Origin of the sequence: Yoonia sp. SDW83-1 (assembly GCF_046762885.1) — a bacterium.
Classification (GTDB): domain Bacteria; phylum Pseudomonadota; class Alphaproteobacteria; order Rhodobacterales; family Rhodobacteraceae; genus Yoonia.
Genome location: NZ_JBKQXO010000001.1, coordinates 364,799 through 390,069 on the forward strand (window position 1 = coordinate 364,799; position 25,271 = coordinate 390,069).

The following is a 25,271-nucleotide window of genomic DNA, read 5'->3' on the forward strand; positions in this document are numbered from 1 at the left end:
CAATTCAGCATCCGAACAATGACCGGCCGCCATAGATCTTCAGATCTGTCCGGCCGGTCTCAGACCCATATCGGCCCGCGTCAGTCTGCGATGGCATGATGACCAATCGGACCGAAAACGCGCGCAACACTCGACCTTGATTGGCGTGCTGTTGCGAGTTCATTCAGTTACATCACACATGGGTCGCTGCCACCTCGTGTTGTTCAGATTTGCATTGGGCACAGGGTAAAACTCGTTCTTCCTTCGCCAATGTTTGCTTGCAGGGCGGTGGACTGTCGATAGTGTCGCCCTGGGGCAAAGCTGCTCCATAGTGTAGCCACAATTCGTTGCAAACCGTGATTAAAGTTCGGAGCCTTTCTAAATGCAGCGAATTCTCAAACCGCTTGGTAGCCTTGGCATGATGTTGCTTGGGCTCTTGCTCTTACCTATTCGATTGATCGCCAACTTTGGACTGATCAAGGACTTCTTCTCTGGCTTGTTCAGTGGGGTTGGGTTTGTCTCTCTTAATGAGAAGAACCAGCGTCAGCGTCTGACTTTTCGACAGCTTCTGACCACGCCGTCGCTTCAGACCCGGCAGAACGTCAAAAAAGAGGTCTCGGCCCTTATCGAAGCTGGTAACTGGCTGGCCCTTTCCACGAAGATCGTCGAGTGGGACCAGAGCCGCAGCAAGTGCGAAGCTGGTTTCCCGCTCGCCCATACCGCGATGACCACCGCGATCCAGTTTATTGCGCGTGGTGTCTATGAAGGACATATCTGCCACCCCGGTCCGATTTACGATATCTCTGATGAAGTCGCAGATATGCTGGAAACCAAAGCCGCCATACATTCTGATAGTTACGCATTGCTCGCCCTTGCTGCTGCTGCACGTTGCTACCAGGGCTGGTGCGACCGGGGCGATGACTACGCTGAATATGTCAGTGATGACGGCTGGTTCGGAACGAGTGCGCGCTTCGCCAAAGCGCGTTGGCTGCTTGATCGATTTGACCCGGTTGCATTGGACGCGCCTTTGCTGGCGGCGACACAGCACAAGCTGCTTGCCTTCATGCCAGACGCTGAAAAACACGTGTATCGGTACTACGAAGAATGGTCGGCGCTTGATCCCTACGACCAGACACCACACACCGCTCATGGTCAAATGATGTTGCTGCGCTGGTTTGGGGATCAAACCACTCTCGAAGTTGAGGCGCGAAAAGCCGCACAAGCCACATCACAACAAACCGGCGATGCGGCGTATTTTTCAATATACGCCTCTGCGTTCGAGGCATGGGATCCAAATGTTTTTAACATTGATCTGGATGTCTTTGAGCAAGGCGCGCATGATTTGATTACCTTGCGTGGCGGCGATCCCGCGTTTGTCGCACAACTCCACCAACAGATGTCCTGGTGGGCCAACAAGGCAGACTATCGGGAGGCCACCAAGCACATTCAAGATCAGGCAACCACAGTCAGAAGTGGCATTAAAGAACTTCGCGATGAGATTCTGCGCACCCGGCTAACAGCTATTCATGGCCATTCGTGGGAAGGCGGGGTTAGAGGCGCAATTGACGAGATATCCGCACTTGTTCAGGCTGAGATTGAAGAAGGACATGCAACCTTTGCATTGACCGAGAGCGGTCTCGTCGTAACGCCAGGAATGGAGGCCGCGCCGAGGCCCGCTTGATCATCTGACATCGCCAAGGACTAACCATCCCTCCCCGGCCCGGCACATTGTGATGCGCATAGCGACAAGCGATGAGGATCTGGCAGAGGCCCCCTTTAGCAGCTTCCCAAAGAAAAAGGGCCCGGGTGATGATACACCCGAACCCATCAAATTGGTGTCAGGTCTGGCTCAGGCGGCCAGCGCATCCTTGGCTTTGCCAACGATTGTCGCAAATGCGTCAGGTTCGTTGACGGCCAGATCGGCCAGAACCTTGCGGTCCACTTCGATCCCGGCCAGGTTCAGCCCGTTGATGAACTTGGAATAGTTCAGCGTTTCATCAACCGAACGGACACCTGCATTGATCCGCTGAATCCACAGCGCGCGGAAGTTGCGCTTGCGGTTGTGACGGTCGCGGGTTGCATACTGGTTGGCCTTGTCGACAGCCTGCTTGGCGACCTTGAAGGTCTTGGAGCGGCGATCGTAATATCCTTTGGCAGCGTCGAGAACTTTCTTGTGACGACGGTGCGTGACGGTTCCACCTTTAACGCGCATATCAAATTCTCCTTATCAGCGTGCGTAGGGCATCATTGGCTTGATGATCTGCTCATCAGCCTTTGACAGCGTTGTCGTACCGCGCGCGTTACGGATGAATTTGGTGCTGCGCTTGATCATGCCGTGGCGCTTGCCGGCCTGGCCTGCCACAACACGGCCAGAGGCCGTCACTTTGAACCGCTTTTTGCAGCTCGATTTTGTCTTCATCTTCGGCATTTCCGTCTCCTCTTTGGGTCGGTCGAAACGCGCGACTCGGCATGCCATATCGGCCGGACGCGCGGGTGAAGGCCGCCATATAGGCCGCATCCCGTTCAGGTGCAAGACAATTCAGATGATATATCGGGCCACAACGCTGACAAAAACATCGTCAATCGTTTCCAGCGTATAGGCCCCTTCATTCTGCTGTATGGCGAAATAGACCATACCGCCGCCCATCAGGGCCATGACCAGCGGCATCTTGGGAAACCGCCGGTCAGAAAACGCGCTGACAAAGCCCGGCAGCGAAAACGCCGCAATCACAAGCCCAACAACAAAGATCAGATCCATATCCATAGCCAGCGCCTTTCCTTGGACGCATGCTACTCCTGATCGGCGGCGTAGATCAAACGTTCCGCGCAGGGCGCCACACGCAAGATGTTCGTCGACCCTGGAGTGTTGAACGGCACACCGGCGGTCACCACGATCATGTCGTCTTCGGTCGCCAGCTTCTGTTCGATGGCGGCGCGCACAGCCGCGATCACCGCTTCCTTAAACCGGTTGACCTCACCAGTCACGACACAGTTCGTCCCCCAGGACAGGCACAGGCGACGGGCGGTCGAGACATAGCTGGTCAGCGCAATGATCGGAACGCGCGGGCGTTCGCGCGACACAAGCAGCGCGGTTGTCCCGGATTGCGAGAAACAGCAGATCGCGCTGACATCGGTGGTTTCAGCGATTTCGCGTGCCGCCGAAACGATCCCGTCAGCAACCGTGATCCCTTCGGATTTGCGGGACGCCTCGATGATCTCGGTGTAGTTCGGATCGGACTCAACCTCGCCTGCGACGTTGTTCATCGTGGTGACCGCTTCGATGGGATAGGACCCAGCCGCGGATTCCGCCGACAGCATGATCGCATCCGCCCCTTCGTAAATGGCCGTGGCCACGTCAGACACTTCGGCCCGGGTTGGCATCGGCGATTCAATCATCGATTCCAGCATCTGTGTCGCCACGATCACAGGCTTGGCCGCAGCCCGGCATTTGCGCACCAGTTGCTTCTGGATCGGCGGCACATTCTGCACCGGCAATTCGACCCCCAGATCACCGCGCGCCACCATGATCCCGTCACTGGCCGCCAGAATATCGTCAAATGATTTCACGGCATTGGGCTTTTCGATCTTCGACAGAATGGCAGCACGGCCCTTGGCCAGTTCGCGCGCGTCTTCCACGTCGGCGGCACGCTGGACAAATGACAGGGCCAGCCAATCGACCCCCAGTTCGCAGACGAACTCAAGATCCTTGCGATCCTTCTCCGACAGCGCGGCCAATGGCAGGGTCACGTCAGGGACGTTCACGCCCTTGCGGTTGGAAATCGTGCCACCCACGATGACCTCGCAATCGGCAAAATCGGCACCACAGTCCTTGACCCGCAGCTTGATCTTGCCGTCATTGACCAGCAGATGGGCCCCAGGTTCCAGCGCGTCGAAAATCTCCTTATGGGGCAGCTTGACCCGCGTTGCGTCGCCTTCTGCATCGTTCAGGTCCAACCGAAAGTCCGCACCCTCGACCAGGTCTTCCTCGCCCTTCGCAAAGACGCCCACCCGCAGCTTGGGCCCTTGCAAATCGGCCAGGATTGCTATCGGGCTGTTCAGATCCTTTTCCACCTGCCGGATGATCGCGTGCCGGGCCCTGATCTCTGCATGATCGCCATGGGACATGTTCAGCCGGAACACATCCGCGCCCGCCTCGTGCAAAGCCCGGATCATGTCGTAATCATTTGAAGCGGGGCCAAGCGTGGCGACAATTTTCACGTTGCGGTGGCGTCTCATGGTCTGTCCTTCATGCTGCAGGACCGTTAGCGGTAACAATCCCATTTGCGCCCTTATTGCGCAATTCCCTTCCCGCGACAACTAGCCTAAACGCGGTGATAAAGGAATGACAGGCAAGATGACTGACGACGCTTTTGAGATTATTGGGGCCGACCGTCCGGGCCGCTGGCTGGTGGCCTGTGATCACGCCACCAACCATGTGCCCGACTGGGTCAATGGCGGCGATCTGGGGCTCACCCCTGCAGATATGGACCGGCACATCGCCTATGATATCGGGGCGGCAGGCGTAACCCGCCATCTGGCCACCCTGCTGGACAGCCCCGCCATCCTGTCGCGCTTCTCGCGGCTGGTGGTCGATCCCAACCGGGGCGAAGATGACCCGACCATCATGATGCGCCTTTATGACGGCACGATCATCCCCGGCAACAGGCATGCCGACGAGGCGGAACGGGCAGAGCGTATCCGGCGGCTCTATCACCCCTACCACGCGGCCTATGCCGATCTGGCCACCCATATGCAAAACCCGGTGATCTGCGCGGTCCACAGTTTCACCCCGCGGCTGCAAGGGCGTCACCCCCGCCCGTGGGAGGTGGGCATCCTTTACGCTGACGATGACCGACTGGCCCAACCGTTTCTGGCCGCCTGCCGGGCGCAAGGCTGGTGCGTAGGCGACAACGAACCTTATGCAGGGCATCTGCCCGGCGATGCGGTCGACCGGCACGCGCTGCAACACGGACGGCCCAACGTGCTGATCGAATTGCGGCATGATCTGATTGCCGATGCGGCGGGCCAGACCCTTTGGGCTGAACGGCTCGCCCCTATATTAAGTGATGTACTGACCCAATCCGGACTTTGAAGGAGAGCCTAAATGGACGACCAGACCCGTATCGAACTTGAAGCCGCCGCCTTTCGCCGCCTGCAACAGCACCTGTTGCAGGACCGGACCGATGTGCAGAATATCGACATGATGAACCTTTCCGGGTTCTGCCGGAACTGCCTGTCACGCTGGTATCAGGAAGCCGCCAATGAACGGGGCATCGAGATGAGCAAGGACGAAGGGCGCGAAGCGTTCTACGGCATGCCCTTTGCGGAATGGAAAGCCAAGTACCAGACCGAAGCCAGCGCAGAGGCACAGGAAGCGTTCAAAACGTCGCATGGCTAAGATGGATAAAGGTCTGATCGGCAGTGCGGTTGCAAATGCATCGCGGCGGACGACCGTCTGGTACTTTGTTCTGGCGCCCGTGGTTCTGGCCTACCTCGGGGCGGCCTTCTATCTGGTCGCCGACACCAGACCGCTATCGCGCCTCTTTCAGCTTTCACCAACCCATGCCGAGGCGTGGCTGGTCGATCTGATCCTGGTGGCACTGCCGCTCCTTGGGGCCATTGCCGCTTACATCTATCGCAAAAACGCGAGCGATATGCAGCGACGGCACAACTTTCTGGCCGCATTTGCAGGACGGGAACTGGTGCAGGCGCGTCACAACCCAAACCTGATCTATGCCGTGCTGGACACGGCAACGGGGCCAGACAAGATTACGATACAGCTGGTCTGGACACCGGATGGACCGCATAGGGGCAAAGACATCTATGCGGATATGAACCGGGAGCAGGTCGCCCCCTTGGATCAGCAGCACTTTCTCGGACAGTAAGAAATCCCAATACGCAGGACAGCCCGCAAAAATCTTCGAAGATTTTTGCCAAGAATATTTCAATATTCTTGGCCCGCCTCCGATCAGACTTTCTTAACACTTTCCACCGCGCGCACCGTTAACCCTGCTTTTCACCCCGAAAGGGTCCGACGCAAGGCCGACGCTTTGCCGACGCGATGCCGACCGACCAAATCCAGCAAAACGCCAATGTTTACGAATGATTCGTCAATTCGGCCGATCAGGGGTGTTGCTCCCCCGATCCCCACCCACCGAACGTTGCGCGATCAGACGGCGCGCTTGCGGCTTTCGTCCAGATAAATCTCTCGCAGGCGGGTCGCGACGGGCCCCGGCGTACCTGCCCCGATAGCCGCATCATCAATCTCGACGACCGGCATCACGAATGTGCTGGCCGAAGTGATAAAAGCCTCATCCGCCTCTTGTGCCTCAGCAATGGTGAAACTGCGTTCCTCCACCTTCATCTGCGCCTCTTTCGCGAACCGCAGCACAGCGGCGCGGGTGATCCCATGCAGGATTTCATTGCCCAGATGCCGGGTAATAATCGTATTGTTTTTAATGATATAGGCGTTGTTCGATGTCCCCTCGGTCACCGCCCCATCCTCGACCATCCAGGCGTCATCCTTACCGGCCGCCTTGGCCATCATCTTGCCCATGGACGGGTAAAGCAGCTGAACCGTCTTGATATCACGACGCGACCAGCGCTGATCCTCGATCGAGATCACCTTGATCCCTTTCTTCGCCGCCGGGCTATCGGCCAGCCCCGGCTTGTTCTGGGTGAACAGCACCACTGTCGGCGTGGTCGTCTCCGGGTCCGGAAACACAAAATCGCGGTCATCCGGGGCCCCCCGGGTGATCTGCAGATAGATCATCCCTTCCTCGATCTCGTTCAGACGCACCAGTTCCTTATGGATTTCCAACAGGTTAGGTAGAACCGCAGGATGCGGCATGTCCAACTCGCCCAATGATCGCTCCAACCGTTTGGCATGGCCGTCAAAATCGATCAGCTTGCCATCCAGCACCGACGTGACCTCGTACACCCCGTCCGCCATCAGAAACCCGCGATCAAAGATCGAGATTTTGGCCTCCGCCTCTGGCAGGTACGCGCCGTTTACATAAACTATACGGGTCATGGTTAGGCTCCCTCTGATCGCTTGTGATGTTCGTCCAATGATTTGCCGGTGGCGTCAAGCAGGTCATTTGATGATAGGCTTACGCGCATGACCAGATATGCCGTCATCCGCGTCCCGACCTCAGGGCCACCGGCCCTGATTGCGGCACCCAACGTCTTTGTCAGCGCGGCAGAAGCGGCGGCGCGTGTCGCGGCGATTGAGCAAGGCCAACTCAAACAGCATCACACCTATCTTGATGTTGTGGCCTTTGACGGACCACTGGCCGAAGCAATGGCCGCCAAGGGCATTCAGATCTAACCCCAGAGCGCGGCATCCGGCGGATGCACGCCCGCATCATCGAATAGCAGCGGATGCGGGCGGTCCTCGGCCAGCAAAAGTGGGCCATCGAGATCGGTAAACGCCGCCCCCTGTGCGAGGATCGTCGCGGGTGCCATGGCCAGCGATGACCCCACCATGCAGCCGATCATGATTTCGTAACCCTCCGATATTGCTTGCTCTTTCAACGCCAACGCCTCTGTCAGCCCACCGGCCTTGTCCAGCTTGATATTGACCATGTCATATTTGCCCTTCAGCCCGGGCAGGCTGGCGCGGTCATGGCAGCTTTCGTCGGCGCAAACCGGCAGCGGGCGCACGATTTCGCCTAGCATGTCATCATCACCAGCAGGCAATGGCTGTTCGACCATCTGCACACCAAGACGGATCAGATGCGGGGCCAGATCGGCATAAATCTCTGCCGTCCAGCCTTCGTTGGCGTCCACGATAATCGGGGCATCCGGCGCACCCCGCCGCACAGCCTCCAGCCGCGCCATATCGTCAGGCGTACCTAATTTTATCTTTAACAACGGGCGCTTGGCGTGCCGCATGGCCTGTTTTTCCATCGCCTCCGGTGCGTCCAAAGACAGGGTATAGGCCGTCACCTGTGGCTTTGGTTCGTCCACTCCCAGCAGGTCCCACACACGGACACCTGACCGCTTTGCCGCCAAATCCCAGAACGCACAATCAACCGAGTTGCGTGCAGCACCCGCTGGCAAAAGGTTTTGTAAACTTTCGCGGGTTAAGGTCGCGGGCAGACCTTCGATCTGCGCCGCAACACTGTCCAACGTTTCACCGTAGCGTGCGTACGGAACACATTCGCCGCGCGCGACACCGTCCAGCGTCACAGTCAGCACATCGGCCTGTGTCCGCGACCCCCGGCTGATCGTAAACACCTGTGCCAGCGGGAAGGCATCCCTGCTTACTTCAATTCGCATCCGCATCTTCTTCTTCTGAGCATAAACATCCCCGCCGGAGGCATCAAAGTTCTGCAAGGGCATCCACCAGACGCCCGGCCCCCTGACGGAATGTATCGACCGTTGGCAGCCCCATGCGTTTCTCAACCTCGGCCATATAGGTCAACGCCTCATCCTCTTGCAAATGCTGGGTGTTCACTGAAATGCCCATGATCCGGCAGTCCGGATTGGCCACCCGGGCCAGAGGCAGCGCAGTATCGCGCAAGGTCTCAAGGCTGGGCAGATCATAGTCGGGCAGGCCGCGCATATGGGTTCGCGTTGGCTCGTGGGCGAGGATCAGCGCGTCGGGCTGCCCGCCATGGATTAGCGCCATCGTCACGCCGGAGTAGGAGACATGAAACAGGCTTCCCTGCCCTTCAATGTGATCCCAGTGATCAGGGTCATTGTCGGGCGTCAAGTATTCCACCGCACCGGCCATGAAATCGGCAATCACCGCATCCAGCGGTACGCCGCCCCCAGTGATCAGAATGCCGGTCTGCCCAGTGGGCCGGAATGTCGATTTCATACCGCGCCGCTGCATTTCGGCATCCATAGCCAAGCCAGTATACATCTTGCCCACCGAACAATCAGTCCCGATAGCCAGGCACCGCTTGCCCGTGCGTTTCTTGCCGTTTGCGATGGGATAGGCCACCGACGGGATGCGCACATCAAAAAGCGAACGGCCCGCTACGCGCGCAGCGGCGACCAGCTCATCCTCGTCCCGCAACAGATTGTGCAGCCCCGATGCAATGTCGAACCCCATTTGCAGCGCCTTGACCAAGACTTCCTTCCAGGCCTTGGAGATATAACCGCCCCGATTGGCCACCCCGATCACAAGGGTCTGAGCACCGGCGGCCCGTGCTTCTTCCAGTGTCAGGTCATTGATGCCCAGATCCGCCCCGCAGCCTTTCATCCGGAATTGACCAACGGCGTTTTCGGGGCGCCAATCCTTGATCCCCTGGGCCACCTTTGCGGCAAGCCCGTCAGGCGCATCGCCAAGGAACAGAAGGTAAGGGGTCTGGATCATGGTACGCTCCGGTCTGGCTGGTAAATCGTTCGGTGCGAAAATTGCGCGCATATCGCGAAATGTCATCGCGCAACCGTCTGCAAATTATGCCAATTGCGGCAGAAACTCCCGGGAAAATGATATATGATGCAAAGTAATTGCGTTGTCTGGTCGTAAGATGGGTCTTGACCCATCCCCGCCTGTAAAAAAACCCGGGCGTTTCCGCCCGGGCCAGTACTCGAAAGACAGCTTGGAAGGGATCAGCCTTTCGAGAAATCAGGATAGGCTTCCATCCCCAGTTCCGAGGTATCGAGCCCGTTGATTTCGGCCTCTTCGGTGACACGGATGCCCATGATGCCTTTCAGGACGATCCACAGCACGATGCTGGCCACAAAAGTGAAGACACCGTAGGCGAGAATACCGGTCAACTGTATCACCAACGACGCTTCGGCGTTGTAGAAAACAACCGCAATGGTCCCCCAGATACCGGCAAACAGGTGGACAGGGATCGCACCAACCACATCGTCGATCTTCAGCTTGTCCAGCATCGGAACCGCGAATACGACGATCACGCCGCCGATTGCACCGATCCACAGCGCCCCAAACAAGCTGGGTGCCAGCGGTTCAGCGGTGATCGACACCAGACCGGCCAACGCGCCGTTCAGCACCATGGTCAGATCGACCTTCTTGTACATCACCTGCGTCAGGATCAGGGCGGCAACAGCGCCAGAGGCCGCGGCCATATTCGTGTTGGCAAAGATTCGCGAGATGTCGGTGATGTCGCCAACTGTCCCGGCGGCAAGCTGAGAGCCGCCGTTAAAGCCGAACCAGCCAAGCCACAGGATAAATGTACCCAATGTCGCCAGCGCGAGGTTGGAGCCAGGCATTGGATGCACGCGACCGTCCTTGTACTTGCCCAGACGGGGACCAAGGATCAGCGCACCGGCCAAGGCCGCCCAGCCACCAACAGAGTGCACGATGGTCGATCCCGCAAAGTCATTGAAGCCAGCGGCGTCCAGCCAGCCCGCGCCCCATTTCCATGAACCGGAAATCGGATACAGCACGCCCGTCAGAACGACGACGAAAATCAGGAAGGGCCACAGCTTGATCCGTTCCGCCAGCGCACCCGATACAATGGATGCCGTGGCTGCCACAAACATTAGCTGAAAGAAGAAGTCGGACCCGACAGACGCATAATCCAATGCTGCATCTTCCGCGGCCAGGCCGACCGCCTCAAGCTCTGTCCAGTTGAAGAACGGCCCGAGCCAGCCGCTGACAAGCCAGCCGTCGCCGGGATACATCAGGTTGAAGCCAATCAGCCAGTACATGATCGACGCGATGGAAAACAGTGCGATGTTCTTGGTTAGCTGCATAGTGACGTTTTTGGACCGCACCAGACCTGCCTCGAGCATGGCAAAGCCAGCGGCCATCCAGAATACGAGGAAGCCGCCCACGAGGAACAGCAGGGTGGTCATCAAATACGGGCCGATTTCGTCGAATGTCGGTGCCGGGGCGTCCTGCGCCAGCGCGACTGTCGGCAAAAGCGCGAGACCCGCACCGACCGTTGTAAGCTTGAAAAATTTCATTGATTTGTCCCTCATTACGCGATCACAGCGCGTCATCATTTGTCTCGCCGGTGCGCACCCGCAGCGCGCTTTCCACGTCGAGTACGAAAATCTTGCCATCGCCGATCTTGTCAGTTTTGGCCGTTGTCGCGATGGTGTTGACGACCTGATCGGCCATGCTGTCCTGAACCACGATTTCGAGCTTCACTTTCGGCACGAAATTCACGGCATATTCTGCGCCGCGATAAATCTCCGTATGACCCGATTGTGATCCGAAACCTTTGATTTCAGACACCATCATGCCGCGCACGCCCACAGAGGTCAGCGCCTCGCGCACCTCTTCGAGCTTGAACGGCTTGATTGTTGCAATGATGAGTTTCACATTCTTCCCCTTGCGCATTCTTTGGCGGGTCCGTTTTGGCAGCGCCCGCTTGCCCGGCAAGACAAAGCGCCCGCGAAGGCGGCGGACAAGGCAATGCTGCGATGCAGCGTCACTTAAACCGGCCACTGTTGCACATTTTTTGCACAAATGCCGCCGAATGCCCACTTATTGGGCAGATAGATGATTGAGTCAGCGATCCTACGCCGTGTCCGAAAACGGCCTGTCTGTGCCTCGTCTGGTAGAATCTTACCGGGTGGTGGCGCGTCGCAAGACCCGCTATGGTGCAGCAAAATCAGACCGAACAGTCAGTCGAGCGGAATATGAGTGGAAACGGCAAAAAACGGACACCTCTGGTGGCCGAACGGCGCTATCCTGCGGGCAGCACAGGCAAGAAGCCTGCGCCAAAGAAGAAGGCCGCGTCGTCCCGCACGACACGTCGCAAGGCAGCGCCCAAGCGGAGCAAACCCACAGGTCCCATTGGCTGGCTGCTGCTGCCCTTCCGCTGGGCAGTGCGGATCATCTGGGCCATCGGCTGGCGGCTGGGGCTGGTCACCGCTCTGATTATCGGTGGCTTTTCGCTTTATTTCGCAAGCCAGATGCCTGCGATGGAAGAGTTGATTGATGGCCGCACCCGTGGTTCCGTCACCATGACCGATCTGACGGGCGAGGTCTTTGCCTGGCGTGGCGATCAGTTTGGCGGGATGGTCAGGGCTGAATCTGTTTCACCCCATTTGCACAACGCCGTTGTCGCGACCGAGGATAAGCGGTTCTACCGCCATCTTGGCATTTCGCCGCGCGGCATTGCATCGGCCATCCGGATCAATCTACGCGAGGGGCGCGGACCGCTGTCAGGCCATGGCGGGTCCACAATTACCCAACAGACCGCCAAGCTTTTGTGTCTGGGCGTGCCGTTCGATCCGACCAAATGGGAATCAGAGGCCGATTATGAGGCCGACTGCCGCCGCACATCGCTGCGCCGCAAAGCCCGTGAGGCTGTCTTTGCCCTGGGCATGGAACTAGCCTATTCCAAGGAAGATATCCTGACGATTTATCTGAACCGGTCCTATCTGGGCGCAGGCAGCCGAGGCTTTGAAGCGGCTGCGCAACGCTATTTCGGCGTATCGGCGGCAGAGGTGGACCCGGCACAGGCGGCAATGCTGGCGGGGCTGCTGACCGCCCCATCCACCAACGCCCCCACCCGTAACCTCGAACGCGCCCAGAACCGGGCCGCGATTGTGATCGGGCTGATGGAAGAACAGGGCTATCTTTCGACGCAAGAGGCGATGAACGCGATCGCCAACCCCGCCACGCTGTCCGAATCCGCCCAGCAGGATTCAGGCGGCTTCTTTGCGGATTGGGTCATGGAAAGCGGGCCTGAGTTCTTTACCCGCGACACCACCGAAGACGTTATCATTCGCACGACGCTGGATCAGGATATTCAGGCCGCCGCAGAGGAGGCCCTGATTTCGGTCTTTGAGAACGAAGTGCGTGAAGGGTCCGAAGCACAGGCTGCCATTGTCGTGATGTCTGCAGACGGGGCCGTGCGTGCCATGGTCGGCGGGCGCAATATCTCGGCCACCGGGGCGTTCAACCGCGCCACGCAAGCGCTGCGCCAGACCGGATCGGCCTTCAAGCCGTTTATCTACGCCGCCGCGCTTGATCTGGGCATGTCGCCTTATGCGATGGTTGATGATGCACCAACCTGCTGGCAACGACGCGGGTCCCGTGACTGGTGCCCCGTGAATTACGACCGCACCTTCAAGGGGCCTGTGACACTGATTCAGGCCTTGGCCGAAAGCCGCAACATTCCGGCCATCATTGTGTCCGAGGATGTGGGCCGCGAACTGGTGCGCAATGTCGCCAACGGGTTCGGGGTCGAGGGTGATCTGGCCGCTGGCCCGGCACTGGCGCTGGGTGTATCCGAAAGCACATTGATCGAGATGACAGGTGCCTTTGCCGGCATTTTGAACGGTGGATCGGCGGTGACACCTTACGGACTGACAGACCTGCGCATTCAGGGCGATGACACATCGCTGATGGACGCCACCGGCGCCGGCATTGGTGAGCGGGTCATCCGCGAGGATGCCGCCCGCCAACTGACATGGATGATGACCAAGGTGGTTGAAGAAGGCACCGGCCGTCGGGCGCGCATTGATGGCTGGCAGGTTGCAGGCAAGTCCGGCACCACAAATGGCGCCCGCGATGCCTGGTTCATCGGCTTCACCGGCGATTATGTCACCGGGGTCTGGATGGGCTATGACGACAACCGCCCCTTGTCAGGTGTAACGGGTGGCGGCCTGCCCGCCACGATCTGGCACGAAACGATGGTGCGCGTCCTTGCGGACAGATCGCCCACACCGCTGCCCATGATCGCCCCGCCACAACCCGCCGCAACGGGCCTGCTGCAAAGCGAAGGTGGTCAAATCGTGGATAATGATATTCTGGATGTGCTGGATCTGATCGTGAACAACTGACGCCAGGGTCAGTATTCACCCTCTTCACAAAGATCATAGCGGAAGGCATAGCCGTCCCATATCATGTAGATGCCCGGGTCCTGCGCGTCGATCATCATGATCGCCCGTTCGGTCCACGTCTGCCCCTCGCCGGAACATTCCATGGTATAGATCGTGGCATCCATATCGTTGATGTCGACAGGATTGGTCATCCGGCACTCAACCTCGACCCCGTAAAAGATGCTTTCAGCGATCTTGAGCGATCCGCCATCGGCACCAACCAAAGAACATTCAGCATTGGCCGTCTGCTTGTAGACGCCATCATAGGGCCCGGCATGCCCTTGCCCCGGCGTCAGCAGGCAGAAAACTGCCAAAGTCAGATAGTATTTGCGGTTCATCGCCCAATTGTGTGGGCCATTTTTATCGCCAGATCAACGATTCATGCTAGAGGATGCGTCACGCAAGGTCAGAGCATAGAATCGCATTAACTCTGTCCTGAATTTCTGCTACCTGCCGCCGCAGGGTATGAATACGACGAAAAGGCGAACTGGGGCACATGTTGGACGAAGTCAAAGCCAAGGGCGAAGCCGAACTGATCGAGGCGCGCCGCGAAAGCCGTCATTTATACTGGATGGTTGCGATCTTCAGCTTTTTCGTGAACCTGCTGATGCTGACCGGTCCGCTTTATATGCTGAGCGTCTACGACCGGGTGCTGAGCTCGCGGTCGTTCGAGACGCTTTTTTTCCTGACCGCGCTGGTTGCGTTTCTTTATACCATGATGGGTATTCTGGATTTTGTCCGTGGCCGCGTGATGGGCCGGGTCGGGGCCCGGTTTCAGGCCCGTCTGGACCGGCGCGTTTTTAGTGCCGTCCTGAAGGCCACGACGCTGAACCGCGCCCCGCGCGAGGCCGCGACTGGCCTGCGCGATCTGGAAGCGACACAGCGTCTGATCACATCGCCGGCCTTGATGGCCCTGTTTGATTTGCCTTGGACGCCCCTTTTCATCTGGGGCATTTTCATCTTTCACCCTACGATGGGTGTTCTGGCATTGGTTGGCGGTGCCATTCTGGTTGCCGTCGCGATCCTGAACCAATTGACCACCCGCAAACCGCTTGAGGCTGCAAATGCGGCGTCATTTGCCTCGGAACAATTGGGCACGCAGATCCGCGGCGAAAGCGAGATGGTCCATTCGCTGGGGATGCGCGGGGCTGCGTTTGACCGCTGGCAATTGGCCCGTGGCAAGTCGCTTGATGCCACGATCGGGGCGGCTGATGCCTCTGGCACATTCACGTCGCTGACCAAGGCATTCCGTCTGTTTTTGCAATCCGCGATGCTGGGTCTGGGTGCCTATCTGGTGCTGTTGAACGAACTGTCCCCCGGTGCGATGATTGCCGGTTCCATCCTGCTTGGCCGCGCACTTGCTCCTATCGAGATGATCGTGGGCCAGTGGGCTGTGTTCCAAAAGGGCCGCGAAGGCTGGCGCAAACTGTGCATCCTGTTGGGGTCGGTGGGCGAGGAAGAGCAGCGTACGCAATTGCCCAAGCCAAAGGCCCGTCTGATTGCCGATCAGGTGACTGTCGTTCCACCGGGTGAAAAGCAGGCATCACTGCGTCTGATCAGCTTTGATATCAAACCAGGTATGGCTGTCGGTGTTATCGGTACGTCAGGTGCCGGGAAATCGACGCTCGCCCGCGTGCTGACCGGCGTGTGGCAACCCGCTGGCGGCAAGATCCGTCTCGATGGCGCCGCGTTGGATCAGTACGACCCGGACGTGCTGGGCCAGCATATCGGCTATCTGCCGCAGCGAGTGCAGTTGTTTGACGGCACGATCAAGGAAAACATTGCCCGGATGTCGATGCAGCCCGACGATGCGGCCGTGGTGAAAGCCGCAAAAAAGGCCGCCGCACACGAGATGATCCTGAAACTGCCCGATGGCTATGACACACGCGTGACCAGCAATACGGGCCGTTTGTCGGGTGGTCAGATCCAGCGCATCGGTCTGGCGCGGGCCATGTATGGCGATCCGGTTGTGCTGGTGCTGGATGAGCCGAACTCGAACCTCGACAATGATGGATCGGCGGCGCTGAACAAGGCAATAAAGACACTCAAATCCGAAGGTAAGGTCGTTTTCATCATGGCCCACCGTCCGGCGGCCATTCAGGAATGTGACACATTGCTGGTCATCGAGGGCGGGGCCCGCCGCGCCTTTGGCCCCAAGGACGAGGTGCTGGCCGAAATGGTCAAGAACCATAAGGAAATCCAGAAAAGCGTTGGCAAGACCGGGGGCGTGTCATGAACCAGCAACGCGATGCGCTAAGCACCCGCTGGTCGGCCAAGCGTCATATGACCGTCGGTCTGATCGCTTTGGTGATCCTTGTCGGCGGGTTTGGCACATGGTCAGTCATGGCCCAGATTACCGGGGCGGTTATCACATCGGGCCAGATAGAGGTCGATCGCAACCGTCAGGTTGTCCAGCACCCCGATGGCGGTGTGGTCGAGGAAATTCTGGTGGATGAGGGCGATACCGTCGAGGCCGGCGCTCTGTTGATCCGGCTTGATCCGTCAGTCCTGCAATCGGAACTGGCCGTCGTCGAAGGCCAGTTGTTTGAAATTCTGGCGCGCCGCGGCCGTCTTGAGGCAGAGCGGGACAATCTGGACCGCCCCGTCTTTGATGCTGTTTTGCTGGAGGCTGACAACGCCGATGCAGAAACACTGATCAATGGCCAGATCCGTCTGTTTGAGGCACGGCTGGAGTCGAGCAAACGGGCGGTCGAGCAATTAACCCAGCAGCGGGCGCAGATCGCCAGCCAGCTGAATGGGATCGAGGCGCAACAGACCGCACTATCGACCCAGCGTGATTTGATTGCACGGGAACTGACCGACCAGCAAAGCCTGCTGGATAGGGGTTTAGCCCAGGCTAGCCGGGTTTTGGCCCTGCAACGCGAAGAGGCCGATCTGTTGGGCCGTGTGGGTGAGTTGACAGCGCAAGCCGCACAGGCCGCCGAACGCATGACCGAGATTGAGATCCAGATCCTTGGATTATCCACCAGCCGGAGGGAAGAGGCGATCACCCGTCTGCGCGACCTGCAATTCAACGAGCTGGAACTGTCGGAACGCCGCCGCACACTGCGTCGCCAGTTGGATCGTCTGGATATTCGCGCACCCGTTTCGGGTATCGTCTATGGCTTGCAGGTCTTTGCCGAACAATCGGTGATCCGGCCTGCAGACCCGGTCCTGTTCCTGATCCCGCAGGACCGCCCGCTGGTGATTGCCACAGAGGTGCAGGTCATCGATATCGACCAGATCCATCTGGGTCAGGAGGTCACCTTGCGTTTTTCCGCATTTGATCAACGTCGCACGCCCGAGCTGAAAGGCGAAGTCACCCTGATCTCGGCTGACGCCTTTCAGAATGAGAATTCTGGTCTGTCCTACTACCGGGCCGAGGTGCAATTGAACGACGGCGAGATAGATAAACTGCCGTCGGACATGACCCTGATCCCCGGTATGCCGGTGGAGGCCTTTGTGCGGACCGCCGAACGAAGCCCGATGCAGTATCTCCTCAAACCGTTGGCCGATTATTTCGCCAAGGCCTTCCGCGAGTCCTGATTGCACCTGTCTGCGTTGCCCGCTAGCGTCCGGGCAACAATGGAGGATGCTATGAGCGCGATTGAAAGCAAACTGGCGGAACTTGGCGTGACCTTGCCGGATATGGGTGCCGCACCCAAGGCTGCTGGCAACTACCTGCCTTTCGTCACCGTGGGCGGTCTGGTTTATGTGTCAGGCCAGATCTCGCAGGACGAAAACGGCCCGGTGAAAGGAGTCGTTGGTGCTGATTTTACGCTGGAACAAGGGGCCGAGGCGGCAAAGCTCTGCGCCATCTCCCTGCTGACGCAGCTCAAAGGGGCCTGCGATGGCGATATTGATCGGCTGGTGCGTGTGGTCAAGTTGACCGGTTTCGTGAACTCCACCCCGGACTTTGTTGATCAGCCCAAGGTGATCAACGGCGCCTCTGATTTCTTTGTGGCTGCATTGGGCGACAAAGGCCGCCATGCTCGCGCTGCGGTCAGCGCCGCAAGTCTGCCGCTGGGCGTCGCGGTCGAGATCGAAGCAATCTTTCAGATCAAATGAGCCTACCTGCCGCATTCTTTGATCGCCCTATTGCCCACCGCGCCTTGCATGACCGCAAGGCAGGCCGGGTCGAAAACAGCATGAAATCAATCAAGGCGGCCATTGAGGCTGGGTATGGCATCGAGATGGACGTGCAACTGACCGCCGATGGTCATGCGATGGTGTTTCACGATGATGTGCTGGATCGGTTGACCGCACAGGACGGCGCAGTGCGCGCCCATACCCGCGCGGGATTAGAGGCGATCGAGCTGACCGATGACGGCGGCACGATCCCTTCGCTAGAGGACGTGCTGGCGCTGGTCGACGGTCGTGTGCCCTTACTGATCGAGATCAAGGATCAGGATGGCGGGATGGGGCCGGATATCGGGCCTCTGGAGCAGGCAACGGCGGATGCGCTGAAGCCATATGCTGGCGATGTCGCCCTGATGTCGTTCAATCCGCACAGTGTCACCAAACTGGCCGAACTGGCACCGGATATTCCGCGCGGCCTTGTCACCTCAAGCTATCAGGCGCAGTTCTGGCCAGAGGTCCCGGATCAAATCCGGGACAGGTTGCGCGACATCCCGGATTATGACCGCGTGGGGGCCTGTTTCATTAGCCACGAAGCGGGCGATCTGGACCGGCCTCGTGTCGCGGAGCTCAAACATCAGGGGGCCGCGATCCTTTGCTGGACGATCCGTAGCGCCGCCGCCGAGGCAGAAGCGCGGCGGATCGTGGATAATGTCACCTTTGAGGGCTATCTGGCTTGACGGCGGCCCACAGCCCCCCAAGTAAACCCCCATGGATGACACACCCATCGAAATTGCAGCCCACGGCAGCATCAACGGGATCGACCCCGTCGATTGGGACGCCTGCGCCTGCCCGGAGGCGACGGATGGGCGGCCCGATGACCCGTTCACGACCCACCGTTTTCTCAAAGCCTTGGAAGACAGCGGATCGGTCGGCGCCGGCACAGGCTGGCAGCCCCGCTATCTGACGGCCAGGATCGACGGACAGATTGCTGCTGTCGCCCCGCTTTATGCCAAGGGGCACAGCCAGGGCGAGTACATTTTCGACCATAACTGGGCCCATGCATATGAGAGTGCGGGTGGACGCTATTACCCCAAGCTGCAGATCGCTGTGCCGTTCACACCGGCCACAGGCCGCCGATTTCTGACCCGTCCGGGGTATGAGGCGGCGGGCATGTCCGCCCTCATTCAGGGGGCGATTCAAATCGCTGCGGATAACGAGTTGTCATCGGTCCATGCCACCTTCTGCACCGAGGCTGAAGCGATTGCTGGCGCTGAAATGGGATTGCTGCATCGGGTCGGTCAGCAGTTTCACTGGGTCAATGATGGCTATGGGACATTTGATGACTTTCTGTCATCCCTTTCCAGCCGCAAGCGCAAGAACATCCGCAAGGAACGCCAGCAGGCGAATGACTTTGGCGGTGAGATTTTGGAATTGACCGGTGACGCGATCCAACCGGAACACTGGGATGCGTTCTGGCAGTTCTATCAGGACACCGGGAACCGGAAATGGGGTACGCCGTACCTGACGCGCAACTTCTTTCACTTCGCCCACGAAACCATGCGCGATGACATCCTGATGGTGCTGGCGATCCGGGATGGGCGACCCATTGCGGGCGCTCTCAATTTCATTGGGCGCGATACGCTGTTCGGCCGCTATTGGGGCTGCACCGAACACCACGCCTGCCTGCATTTTGAACTGTGCTATTACCGGGCCATAGACTTTGCCATCCGGCATCGGCTGGGTAGGGTGGAAGCGGGCGCGCAGGGCGAACACAAGCTCGCCCGTGGCTATCTGCCCACCCCCACCCATTCATTGCATTGGTTTGGCGATCCAGGGTTCCGCGATGCCGTCGCCCGCTATCTTGACGCCGAACGCAATGCGGTGGATCACGAGATCGAGGTGCTGACCAGCTACGGCCCTTTCCGCAAATCCCATCAGGAGGACCACCAATGACCGACAAACTGACCGAGGCTGAACGGGACGAACAGATCAAACCCCTGCTTAACAATGGCTGGGAACTGGTCAGTGGGCGTGATGCGATCCACAAGACATTTGTGTTTCGGAACTTTGTCGAGGCATTCGGGTTCATGACAAAGGCCGCCATATGGGCCGAAAAGTGGAACCATCATCCAGAGTGGTCGAATGTTTACAAGACGGTCGAGGTGACCTTGACCACCCACGACGCCGATGGTCTGTCGGCGCTGGATGCAAAACTGGGCGCAAAACTGGACGCGCTCGCAGGAGAATAAGTTGGAAGAGTTACTGAATACCGAAATCTGGGATGGTCGGACCATCGCGGATTTACTGACGCTTGAGTTTTTGGCGTCGATCTTTGGCAGTGTAATTGCCGCGATCCTGATCTTGATCGTCGGCTTTATCATTGGCGGCTGGGTGCGCAAACGATTGGTCCGGCTAGGCGAACAGTACAGCCATCTTGATGTGACGCTGTTCAATTTCCTGGGCAATGTCGTCCGTTACGTGGTGGTCGGCTTTGCGTTCCTGTTCGTGCTGAACACATTCGGGGTGCAAACCACATCTGTCATTGCCGTCATCGGTGCGGCTGGTCTGGCCATTGGTCTGGCCTTGCAGGGCACGCTTTCCAATGTGGCAGCAGGCGTGATGATCGTGTTCTTCCGCCCAATCAAGATCAGTGATTTCGTCGAGGTCAACGGCCAGATGGGGACGGTCAAGGATATCACCTTGAACTACACTGAACTGGCGTCCATCGGGAATGTGCAGATCATCATCCCCAATTCCGAAGTCTGGGGGAACACGATTTCCAATTATTCCGTCTACCCGACCCGCCGGGCCGAATGGACCTTTGGCGTCGGTTATGGCGTAAACCTGAAACAGGCCGAAGACGTGATCCGCGAGACAATCATGGCTGACCCCCGGTCCATGTGCGATCCGGAGCCGTTTATCCAGGTCAACAATCTAGGCAGCAGTTCGGTCGATTTTCTGGTGCGGGTCTGGTGCGCCAGCGGCGATTACTTCGCTTATCAGGCGGATATGAAGCGGAAGGTGAAAGAAGCGTTGGATGCAGCCGAAATCAACATCCCCTTCCCGACACGGACCATTGTCAACGTATCGGAATAAGAAGAAAGGGCGGCCTGTTGGCCGCCCGCTTCACAGTTAGTCCATTTGTTCCAACAGCGTCTCGCCCGCAGAAATTTCGCATTCGCCGGGGTTACTTTCGGCGTTCAGGATTTTGACCTCACCGTTTTCGACCAGCATCGAATACCGCTTGGACCTGTTCACAAAACCGACCGGCGGCGCGCTGAAGTTCATGCCGATGGCGGTGGTGAAGCTGCTTTCGGCGTCAGCCAGCATGGTGATGCCGACGTCATTGGCTTTTGTGCTGTCGCCCCAGGCCTTCATCACAAACGGATCATTCACGGCCACGCAGATGATCTCGTCCACGCCCTTGGCCTTGAAATCGTCATGTGTGATCATGAAGCTGGGCACATGGGCTGTGGAACATGTACCGGTATAGGCCCCCGGTAGCCCGAAAATCACCACCTTGCGATCCTTGACCTTGTCGGCCAGCGGCACCTGTTTTGGTCCATCGTCGCTCATCACCAGCAATGTTGCGTCCGGCAGCGTGTCACCCACTTTGATTGTCATCTCATTAGCCCCTGTTCGTAATTGTGTCTTCCGACGCTTCCCATATAGAGTCCTGCTGAACAAGGGGCCAGCGAAGAGGGGCGATTTCCCGTGACACATGTGGTTGTGGTTGGCGGCGGCCAGGCTGGCGCCTCGCTCGTTGTGAAATTACGGGCCGAAGGATTTGATGGTGACATTACCCTGATCGGCGCTGAAACGGTGCCCCCCTATCAGCGCCCGCCGCTCTCAAAGGCTTATTTACTTGGGGAAATGGCCGAAGAGCGCCTGTATCTGCGCCCCGTTGAATTCTACGACGACAACAACATCACACTGCGTCTGGACACGCGCGTCGTGGGCATCGACCGCCCCGCAAAGGTGGTGACCCTGACGGGCGATGAGCGCTTGCATTATGACGAACTTGTGCTGACCGTCGGCGCATATCCGCGCACCTTGCCTGCAGAGGTCGGGGGGATGCTGGATGGGCTGTATCTGGTCCGTGATCTGGCGGATGCCGATGCCATGGCGCCTGCCTTTCAGCCGGACAGGCGCGTGCTGATCATCGGTGGCGGCTATATCGGACTGGAAGCTGCGGCGGTTGCATCCAAGCTGGGATTGAAGGTCACGCTGGTCGAGGCAGCCGACCGCATTCTGCAGCGCGTGGCCGCCCCCGAGACATCCGACTATTTCCGGGCGCTGCACCAATCCCATGGTGTCGACATTCGCGAAGGTGTGGGGCTGGACCGGTTGCTAGGCGATGATCATGTCTCTGGTGCAGTGCTGACCGATGGCAGCATCTTGCAGCTTGATTTCGCCGTGGTCGGTGTTGGTATCACACCTGCGACGATCCTGGCCGACAGTGCGGGGTTGGAGGCGGATAACGGGATTACGACCGATGCCTATGGCCGCACCTCTGATCCGCATATCTGGGCCGCCGGTGACTGTGCCTCTTGCCTGTTTCATGAGGAGCGTATTCGGCTGGAAAGCGTCGGCAATGCCATTGATCAGGCAGAGGCGGTGGCGTTGAACATCATGGGCCGCGACATGCCCTATACGCCCAAACCGTGGTTCTGGTCGGATCAGTATAACTGCAAGCTGCAGATCGCCGGGCTGAACAGGGGCTACACGGATGTTTATGTACGCAAGGGTGATACCCCCGGCGTGCAGTCCAACTGGTACTACAAGGGGCCTGAACTGCTCGCCGTGGACGCCATGAACGACCCGCGCAACTACATGATCGGCAAGCGCCTGATCGAGGCAGGACGCAGCCCCGATCCTGCCGTCATCACCGACCCGGCGACGGATATGAAAGTTCTGCTAAACCCGTGAGGATCATCGGCGGCACCCATCGCGGCACGGCGCTGGCGACCGTGGGCAAGGGTGATGCCGGCGCGCATCTGCGCCCCACATCCGACCGAGTGCGCGAGAGTCTGTTCAATGTCCTGCAAGGAGGTCGCTTTGGTGACCCAATCACGGATGCCCGCGTGCTTGATCTCTTTGCAGGCACCGGCGCGCTGGGGTTGGAGGCGCTGTCGCGCGGTGCGGCTCATGTGACCTTTGTCGACAGTGGGCGCGTGGCGCAAAAGTTGATCCGCAATAATATCGTCAAGCTGCGCAGGCAGGCGGATACAACACTGGTCGGGGCAGAGGCGACAAAGCTGCCAAAGGGTCAGCAGTGCGATTTAGTCTTTCTTGATCCGCCTTATGGGCAGAATCTGGGCGGCAAGGCTCTGATCGCTGCAATCGATGGCGGTTGGGTCGCTGAAGGTGCCTTGATCGTCTGGGAGGAAAGCCAGCCCCAGATTGCGCCACCCGGTTTTACGCAACTGGACCAGCGCCGCTATGGTGACACTTGGATCACGGTGATGCGCCATGGCGACTAAGCTGGTGATTTTCGATTGCGACGGCGTGCTGGTCGATACCGAGCCTTTGACGGATGTGGTTTTGTCGAAAAAGCTGACAGAATACGGCCTGCCCTTGGCGCCGAGTGAAATACCCGGCCTGTTTCGTGGTGGCACGATCCAGGCTGTGGGTGAGGAGGCGATGAGGCGCGGCGCAACCCTGCCAGATAACTGGCTGGATGATCTCTACGCCGCCGTCTTTGATGCACTGCGTCAGGATGTGCCGGTGATTGACGGCGTGTTCGATCTGATTGACGTGCTGGACGGGGCGGGGATTGGCCGGGCCATCGCATCCAACGGCCCCGTGGCCAAGATGAAGATCAGCCTGACCCCCAGCGGGCTGTGGGACCGGTTTGCCGGACGGATTTATACCGGGCATGATCACGGCCCCAAGCCGAAACCGGATATGCTGCTGCGGATCATGGCAGATGCCGGTGTGACCCCGGACGAAACGGTGATGATTGATGACATGCCTGCCGGGTTCAACGCGGCCAAGGCCGCTGGCATTCGCTGTTTCGGCTACGTGGCTGACGGCAATCCGGATCGGGTGAACGGGACCGGAGCAGTGCCTGTGACAAATTTTGATCAGATCGCACTGGCGCTTGATTTGCGCTGATCGCGTGCCGCCGCTAGGCTGACCTTATGACCGACGCGACCGATTTCAGCGTTATACCAACGGTGCGCAGGCAAAAGACGGCAAGCCTGCCGCTGCCTGCGCCAGTACCATTTGGCGCGCCTGTTCTGATTTCCGACTGCGTCAGCCCATTGGCGGGGGAAACACTGCTTAGCCTCATCTGGCGCAGGCTGGACGGGACCGACGAAAAAACGCCCGATCCAAAGGACCGGACGCGATAATCGGCAACCACTCACGCTATGTAAACGCCTTAGTCACCAGTATTGTTCCGCACCGCCACCTGTGCGGCATCAACAAGTGCGGCACCGTCATAGCCCTTGGCATCCATCTCGACGATCCAGTTGGCGGTCACGGTATCGCCCAGCGCCTTGATGCGCGCGGTTTCGTCCTCTGACATTTCCGCAATCTGGTTACCGTCGGCGGCCATCACATCACGACCCACGATATCGCCGGTGTCATGCGCCCGGCCTGCCCACATGCTGGCCATCATGCCGGAATTGGCGTCGATGACAGCGCGCAGGTCGTCGGGCATGGCGTCATACACATCCTTGTTCATCGCCCAGATGAAATAGAGGTTATAAAGCGCCCGGTCGCCTGCCACATCCGTGTGGCTGTCGGTCAACTCGTTCAGCTTGAGCGATGGTGACATCTCCCAGGTGATGACGCCGCCATCGACCACGCCTTTTGACAAGGCTTCGGGGAATTGCGGCACTGGCATTCCGATTGGCGTGGCGCCCAATTCCTCTAGCAGCAGGGTCGCCGGGCGCGATGGACCACGCAGTTTCAGACCAGCGAAATCATCCACTGTATCAACCGCGTCACCACGTTTGTGCACGATGCCGGGCCCATGCATGTGCGCGGCGATGACATGCACATCCTTGAAGTCATCCATGAGGTAGTCTTGGGTAAATTCCCACGCAGCGGCAGAGGCTTCCTCGGCCGATTTGGTGGTCATGAAGGGCAGTTCCAGCGCCTCGGCTTCGGGGAAGCGATTGGGCTGATAGCCGGGGATCACCCAGCCGCCATCAATCGCGCCATCGCGGATCAGGTCATACTGGTTGGGGGCGGCCCCACCAAGCTGCATGAAGGGGTAAAGTTCGACCTTGATGCGCCCGTTCGACTGTTCTTCGATGGCGTCAGCCCATGGCTGCATGAAATAGGTCGGGTTCGCGCTGGCCGGCGATACGAAGTGCTGAAAGCGCAGGGTCACCTCTTGGGCCAGAGCAGGGGTCGCGGTCAGGGTGAAGGCGGCAGCAATGGCTGCATACTTTGTCAGGTGCATGTCATGCATCCTTTCATCAGTGATTTTA

Annotated in this window: 29 protein-coding genes; 17 read left to right on the top strand and 12 right to left on the bottom strand. The window is 58.7% G+C overall.

Annotation, left to right across the window (positions count from 1 at the left end; translation table 11 throughout):
* The first annotated feature begins 361 nt into the window (after positions 1-361).
* Positions 362-1,660 carry a hypothetical protein gene (locus ACFWW4_RS01870; protein ID WP_411889306.1) on the top strand — a complete coding sequence of 433 codons (1,299 nt, stop codon included), beginning with the start codon at positions 362-364 and terminating at the stop codon, positions 1,658-1,660.
* 168 nt (positions 1,661-1,828) lie between these two features.
* On the opposite strand, the gene rplT is transcribed toward ACFWW4_RS01870, so the two are convergent.
* The 4 genes from rplT to pyk all read right to left on the bottom strand — a co-directional run bounded on the left by rplT (position 1,829) and on the right by pyk (position 4,215).
* Positions 1,829-2,191, bottom strand: a complete 363-nt coding sequence (gene rplT, locus ACFWW4_RS01875; protein ID WP_342078001.1) for a 50S ribosomal protein L20 — start codon at positions 2,189-2,191, stop codon at positions 1,829-1,831.
* 15 nt (positions 2,192-2,206) lie between these two features.
* Positions 2,207-2,407, bottom strand: a complete 201-nt coding sequence (gene rpmI, locus ACFWW4_RS01880) for a 50S ribosomal protein L35 (protein ID WP_393927924.1) — start codon at positions 2,405-2,407, stop codon at positions 2,207-2,209.
* Between the two features lie 111 nt (positions 2,408-2,518).
* On the bottom strand, positions 2,519-2,743 hold the full coding sequence (locus tag ACFWW4_RS01885; protein WP_393927925.1) for a hypothetical protein: 225 nt from the start codon (positions 2,741-2,743) through the stop codon (positions 2,519-2,521).
* 26 nt (positions 2,744-2,769) lie between these two features.
* A complete protein-coding gene (gene pyk, locus ACFWW4_RS01890; RefSeq protein WP_411889307.1) occupies positions 2,770-4,215 on the bottom strand; it encodes a pyruvate kinase in 1,446 nt (481 codons plus the stop codon).
* Between the two features lie 118 nt (positions 4,216-4,333).
* Here pyk and ACFWW4_RS01895 point away from each other — a divergent pair, with 118 nt between their 5' ends.
* Genes ACFWW4_RS01895 through ACFWW4_RS01905 form a run of 3 tightly spaced genes read left to right on the top strand, consistent with a single transcriptional unit; the run spans position 4,334 to position 5,864 of the window.
* Positions 4,334-5,071 carry an N-formylglutamate amidohydrolase gene (locus tag ACFWW4_RS01895; RefSeq protein ID WP_411889308.1) on the top strand — a complete coding sequence of 246 codons (738 nt, stop codon included), beginning with the start codon at positions 4,334-4,336 and terminating at the stop codon, positions 5,069-5,071.
* 12 nt (positions 5,072-5,083) lie between these two features.
* Positions 5,084-5,377: a DUF1244 domain-containing protein gene (locus ACFWW4_RS01900; protein ID WP_411889309.1), complete on the top strand. Its 294-nt coding sequence runs from the start codon at positions 5,084-5,086 to the stop codon at positions 5,375-5,377.
* Positions 5,370-5,864, top strand: a complete 495-nt coding sequence (locus ACFWW4_RS01905) for a hypothetical protein (RefSeq protein ID WP_411889310.1) — start codon at positions 5,370-5,372, stop codon at positions 5,862-5,864. Before ACFWW4_RS01900 ends, ACFWW4_RS01905 begins: the two co-directional genes overlap by 8 nt.
* A gap of 284 nt (positions 5,865-6,148) precedes the next feature.
* Here the strand turns inward: ACFWW4_RS01905 and ACFWW4_RS01910 are convergent, their stop codons facing one another.
* Entirely contained in the window at positions 6,149-7,012 is an 864-nt protein-coding gene (locus tag ACFWW4_RS01910) for a D-amino-acid transaminase (protein WP_411889311.1), read from the bottom strand.
* A gap of 87 nt (positions 7,013-7,099) precedes the next feature.
* On the opposite strand from ACFWW4_RS01910, the gene ACFWW4_RS01915 reads away from it, so the two are divergent.
* Positions 7,100-7,309, top strand: coding sequence for a hypothetical protein (locus ACFWW4_RS01915; protein ID WP_411889312.1), 210 nt, complete (start codon positions 7,100-7,102; stop codon positions 7,307-7,309).
* On the opposite strand, the gene dgcA is transcribed toward ACFWW4_RS01915, so the two are convergent.
* The 4 genes from dgcA to ACFWW4_RS01935 form a co-directional block, all read right to left on the bottom strand.
* Entirely contained in the window at positions 7,306-8,262 is a 957-nt protein-coding gene (gene dgcA, locus ACFWW4_RS01920) for an N-acetyl-D-Glu racemase DgcA (protein WP_411889313.1), read from the bottom strand. The two genes, ACFWW4_RS01915 and dgcA, sit on opposite strands and share 4 nt — an antisense overlap.
* A gap of 43 nt (positions 8,263-8,305) precedes the next feature.
* On the bottom strand, positions 8,306-9,307 hold the full coding sequence (dgcN, locus tag ACFWW4_RS01925; protein WP_411889314.1) for an N-acetyltransferase DgcN: 1,002 nt from the start codon (positions 9,305-9,307) through the stop codon (positions 8,306-8,308).
* A 239-nt stretch (positions 9,308-9,546) separates the two neighbouring features.
* A complete protein-coding gene (locus ACFWW4_RS01930) occupies positions 9,547-10,872 on the bottom strand; it encodes an ammonium transporter (protein WP_411889315.1) in 1,326 nt (441 codons plus the stop codon).
* A gap of 22 nt (positions 10,873-10,894) precedes the next feature.
* Positions 10,895-11,233, bottom strand: a complete 339-nt coding sequence (locus tag ACFWW4_RS01935; protein ID WP_393927935.1) for a P-II family nitrogen regulator — start codon at positions 11,231-11,233, stop codon at positions 10,895-10,897.
* Between the two features lie 320 nt (positions 11,234-11,553).
* On the opposite strand from ACFWW4_RS01935, the gene ACFWW4_RS01940 reads away from it, so the two are divergent.
* Positions 11,554-13,707 carry a transglycosylase domain-containing protein gene (locus ACFWW4_RS01940; RefSeq protein WP_411889406.1) on the top strand — a complete coding sequence of 718 codons (2,154 nt, stop codon included), beginning with the start codon at positions 11,554-11,556 and terminating at the stop codon, positions 13,705-13,707.
* 8 nt (positions 13,708-13,715) lie between these two features.
* On the opposite strand, the gene ACFWW4_RS01945 is transcribed toward ACFWW4_RS01940, so the two are convergent.
* Positions 13,716-14,084, bottom strand: a complete 369-nt coding sequence (locus ACFWW4_RS01945) for a hypothetical protein (protein ID WP_411889316.1) — start codon at positions 14,082-14,084, stop codon at positions 13,716-13,718.
* Positions 14,085-14,242: 158 nt separating this feature from the next.
* Between ACFWW4_RS01945 and ACFWW4_RS01950 the strand changes: the two genes are divergently transcribed.
* The 7 genes from ACFWW4_RS01950 to ACFWW4_RS01980 are packed head-to-tail and all read left to right on the top strand — an operon-like array spanning position 14,243 to position 20,922.
* Positions 14,243-15,982, top strand: a complete 1,740-nt coding sequence (locus ACFWW4_RS01950) for a type I secretion system permease/ATPase (RefSeq protein WP_393927938.1) — start codon at positions 14,243-14,245, stop codon at positions 15,980-15,982.
* The gene (locus ACFWW4_RS01955) at positions 15,979-17,292 is read left to right on the top strand and encodes an HlyD family type I secretion periplasmic adaptor subunit (protein ID WP_411889317.1); all 1,314 of its coding nucleotides are present in this window, start codon (positions 15,979-15,981) and stop codon (positions 17,290-17,292) included. The genes ACFWW4_RS01950 and ACFWW4_RS01955 overlap by 4 nt, the downstream gene beginning before the upstream one ends.
* Positions 17,293-17,343: 51 nt before the next feature.
* A complete protein-coding gene (locus ACFWW4_RS01960; protein ID WP_411889318.1) occupies positions 17,344-17,814 on the top strand; it encodes a RidA family protein in 471 nt (156 codons plus the stop codon).
* Positions 17,811-18,563 carry a glycerophosphodiester phosphodiesterase family protein gene (locus ACFWW4_RS01965; RefSeq protein ID WP_411889319.1) on the top strand — a complete coding sequence of 251 codons (753 nt, stop codon included), beginning with the start codon at positions 17,811-17,813 and terminating at the stop codon, positions 18,561-18,563. Before ACFWW4_RS01960 ends, ACFWW4_RS01965 begins: the two co-directional genes overlap by 4 nt.
* Positions 18,564-18,594: 31 nt before the next feature.
* Positions 18,595-19,779, top strand: coding sequence for a GNAT family N-acetyltransferase (locus ACFWW4_RS01970; protein WP_411889320.1), 1,185 nt, complete (start codon positions 18,595-18,597; stop codon positions 19,777-19,779).
* Positions 19,776-20,075 (top strand): 4a-hydroxytetrahydrobiopterin dehydratase, encoded by a 300-nt coding sequence (locus ACFWW4_RS01975; RefSeq protein WP_411889321.1) that lies wholly within the window; start codon positions 19,776-19,778, stop codon positions 20,073-20,075. Before ACFWW4_RS01970 ends, ACFWW4_RS01975 begins: the two co-directional genes overlap by 4 nt.
* Position 20,076: 1 nt before the next feature.
* On the top strand, positions 20,077-20,922 hold the full coding sequence (locus tag ACFWW4_RS01980) for a mechanosensitive ion channel family protein (protein ID WP_411889322.1): 846 nt from the start codon (positions 20,077-20,079) through the stop codon (positions 20,920-20,922).
* Positions 20,923-20,958: 36 nt separating this feature from the next.
* On the opposite strand, the gene ACFWW4_RS01985 is transcribed toward ACFWW4_RS01980, so the two are convergent.
* Entirely contained in the window at positions 20,959-21,450 is a 492-nt protein-coding gene (locus ACFWW4_RS01985) for a peroxiredoxin (protein WP_393927945.1), read from the bottom strand.
* 90 nt (positions 21,451-21,540) lie between these two features.
* On the opposite strand from ACFWW4_RS01985, the gene ACFWW4_RS01990 reads away from it, so the two are divergent.
* Genes ACFWW4_RS01990 through ACFWW4_RS02005 form a run of 4 tightly spaced genes read left to right on the top strand, consistent with a single transcriptional unit; the run spans position 21,541 to position 24,182 of the window.
* Positions 21,541-22,755 carry an NAD(P)/FAD-dependent oxidoreductase gene (locus ACFWW4_RS01990; protein ID WP_411889323.1) on the top strand — a complete coding sequence of 405 codons (1,215 nt, stop codon included), beginning with the start codon at positions 21,541-21,543 and terminating at the stop codon, positions 22,753-22,755.
* Positions 22,752-23,309: a 16S rRNA (guanine(966)-N(2))-methyltransferase RsmD gene (gene rsmD / locus ACFWW4_RS01995; protein ID WP_411889324.1), complete on the top strand. Its 558-nt coding sequence runs from the start codon at positions 22,752-22,754 to the stop codon at positions 23,307-23,309. The genes ACFWW4_RS01990 and rsmD overlap by 4 nt, the downstream gene beginning before the upstream one ends.
* Positions 23,299-23,943, top strand: coding sequence for an HAD family hydrolase (locus ACFWW4_RS02000; protein ID WP_411889325.1), 645 nt, complete (start codon positions 23,299-23,301; stop codon positions 23,941-23,943). The genes rsmD and ACFWW4_RS02000 overlap by 11 nt, the downstream gene beginning before the upstream one ends.
* Positions 23,944-23,969: 26 nt before the next feature.
* Positions 23,970-24,182 (top strand): hypothetical protein, encoded by a 213-nt coding sequence (locus ACFWW4_RS02005; RefSeq protein WP_393927949.1) that lies wholly within the window; start codon positions 23,970-23,972, stop codon positions 24,180-24,182.
* A gap of 29 nt (positions 24,183-24,211) precedes the next feature.
* On the opposite strand, the gene ACFWW4_RS02010 is transcribed toward ACFWW4_RS02005, so the two are convergent.
* Entirely contained in the window at positions 24,212-25,252 is a 1,041-nt protein-coding gene (locus ACFWW4_RS02010; protein ID WP_411889326.1) for a TRAP transporter substrate-binding protein, read from the bottom strand.
* Positions 25,253-25,271: the final 19 nt, after the last annotated feature.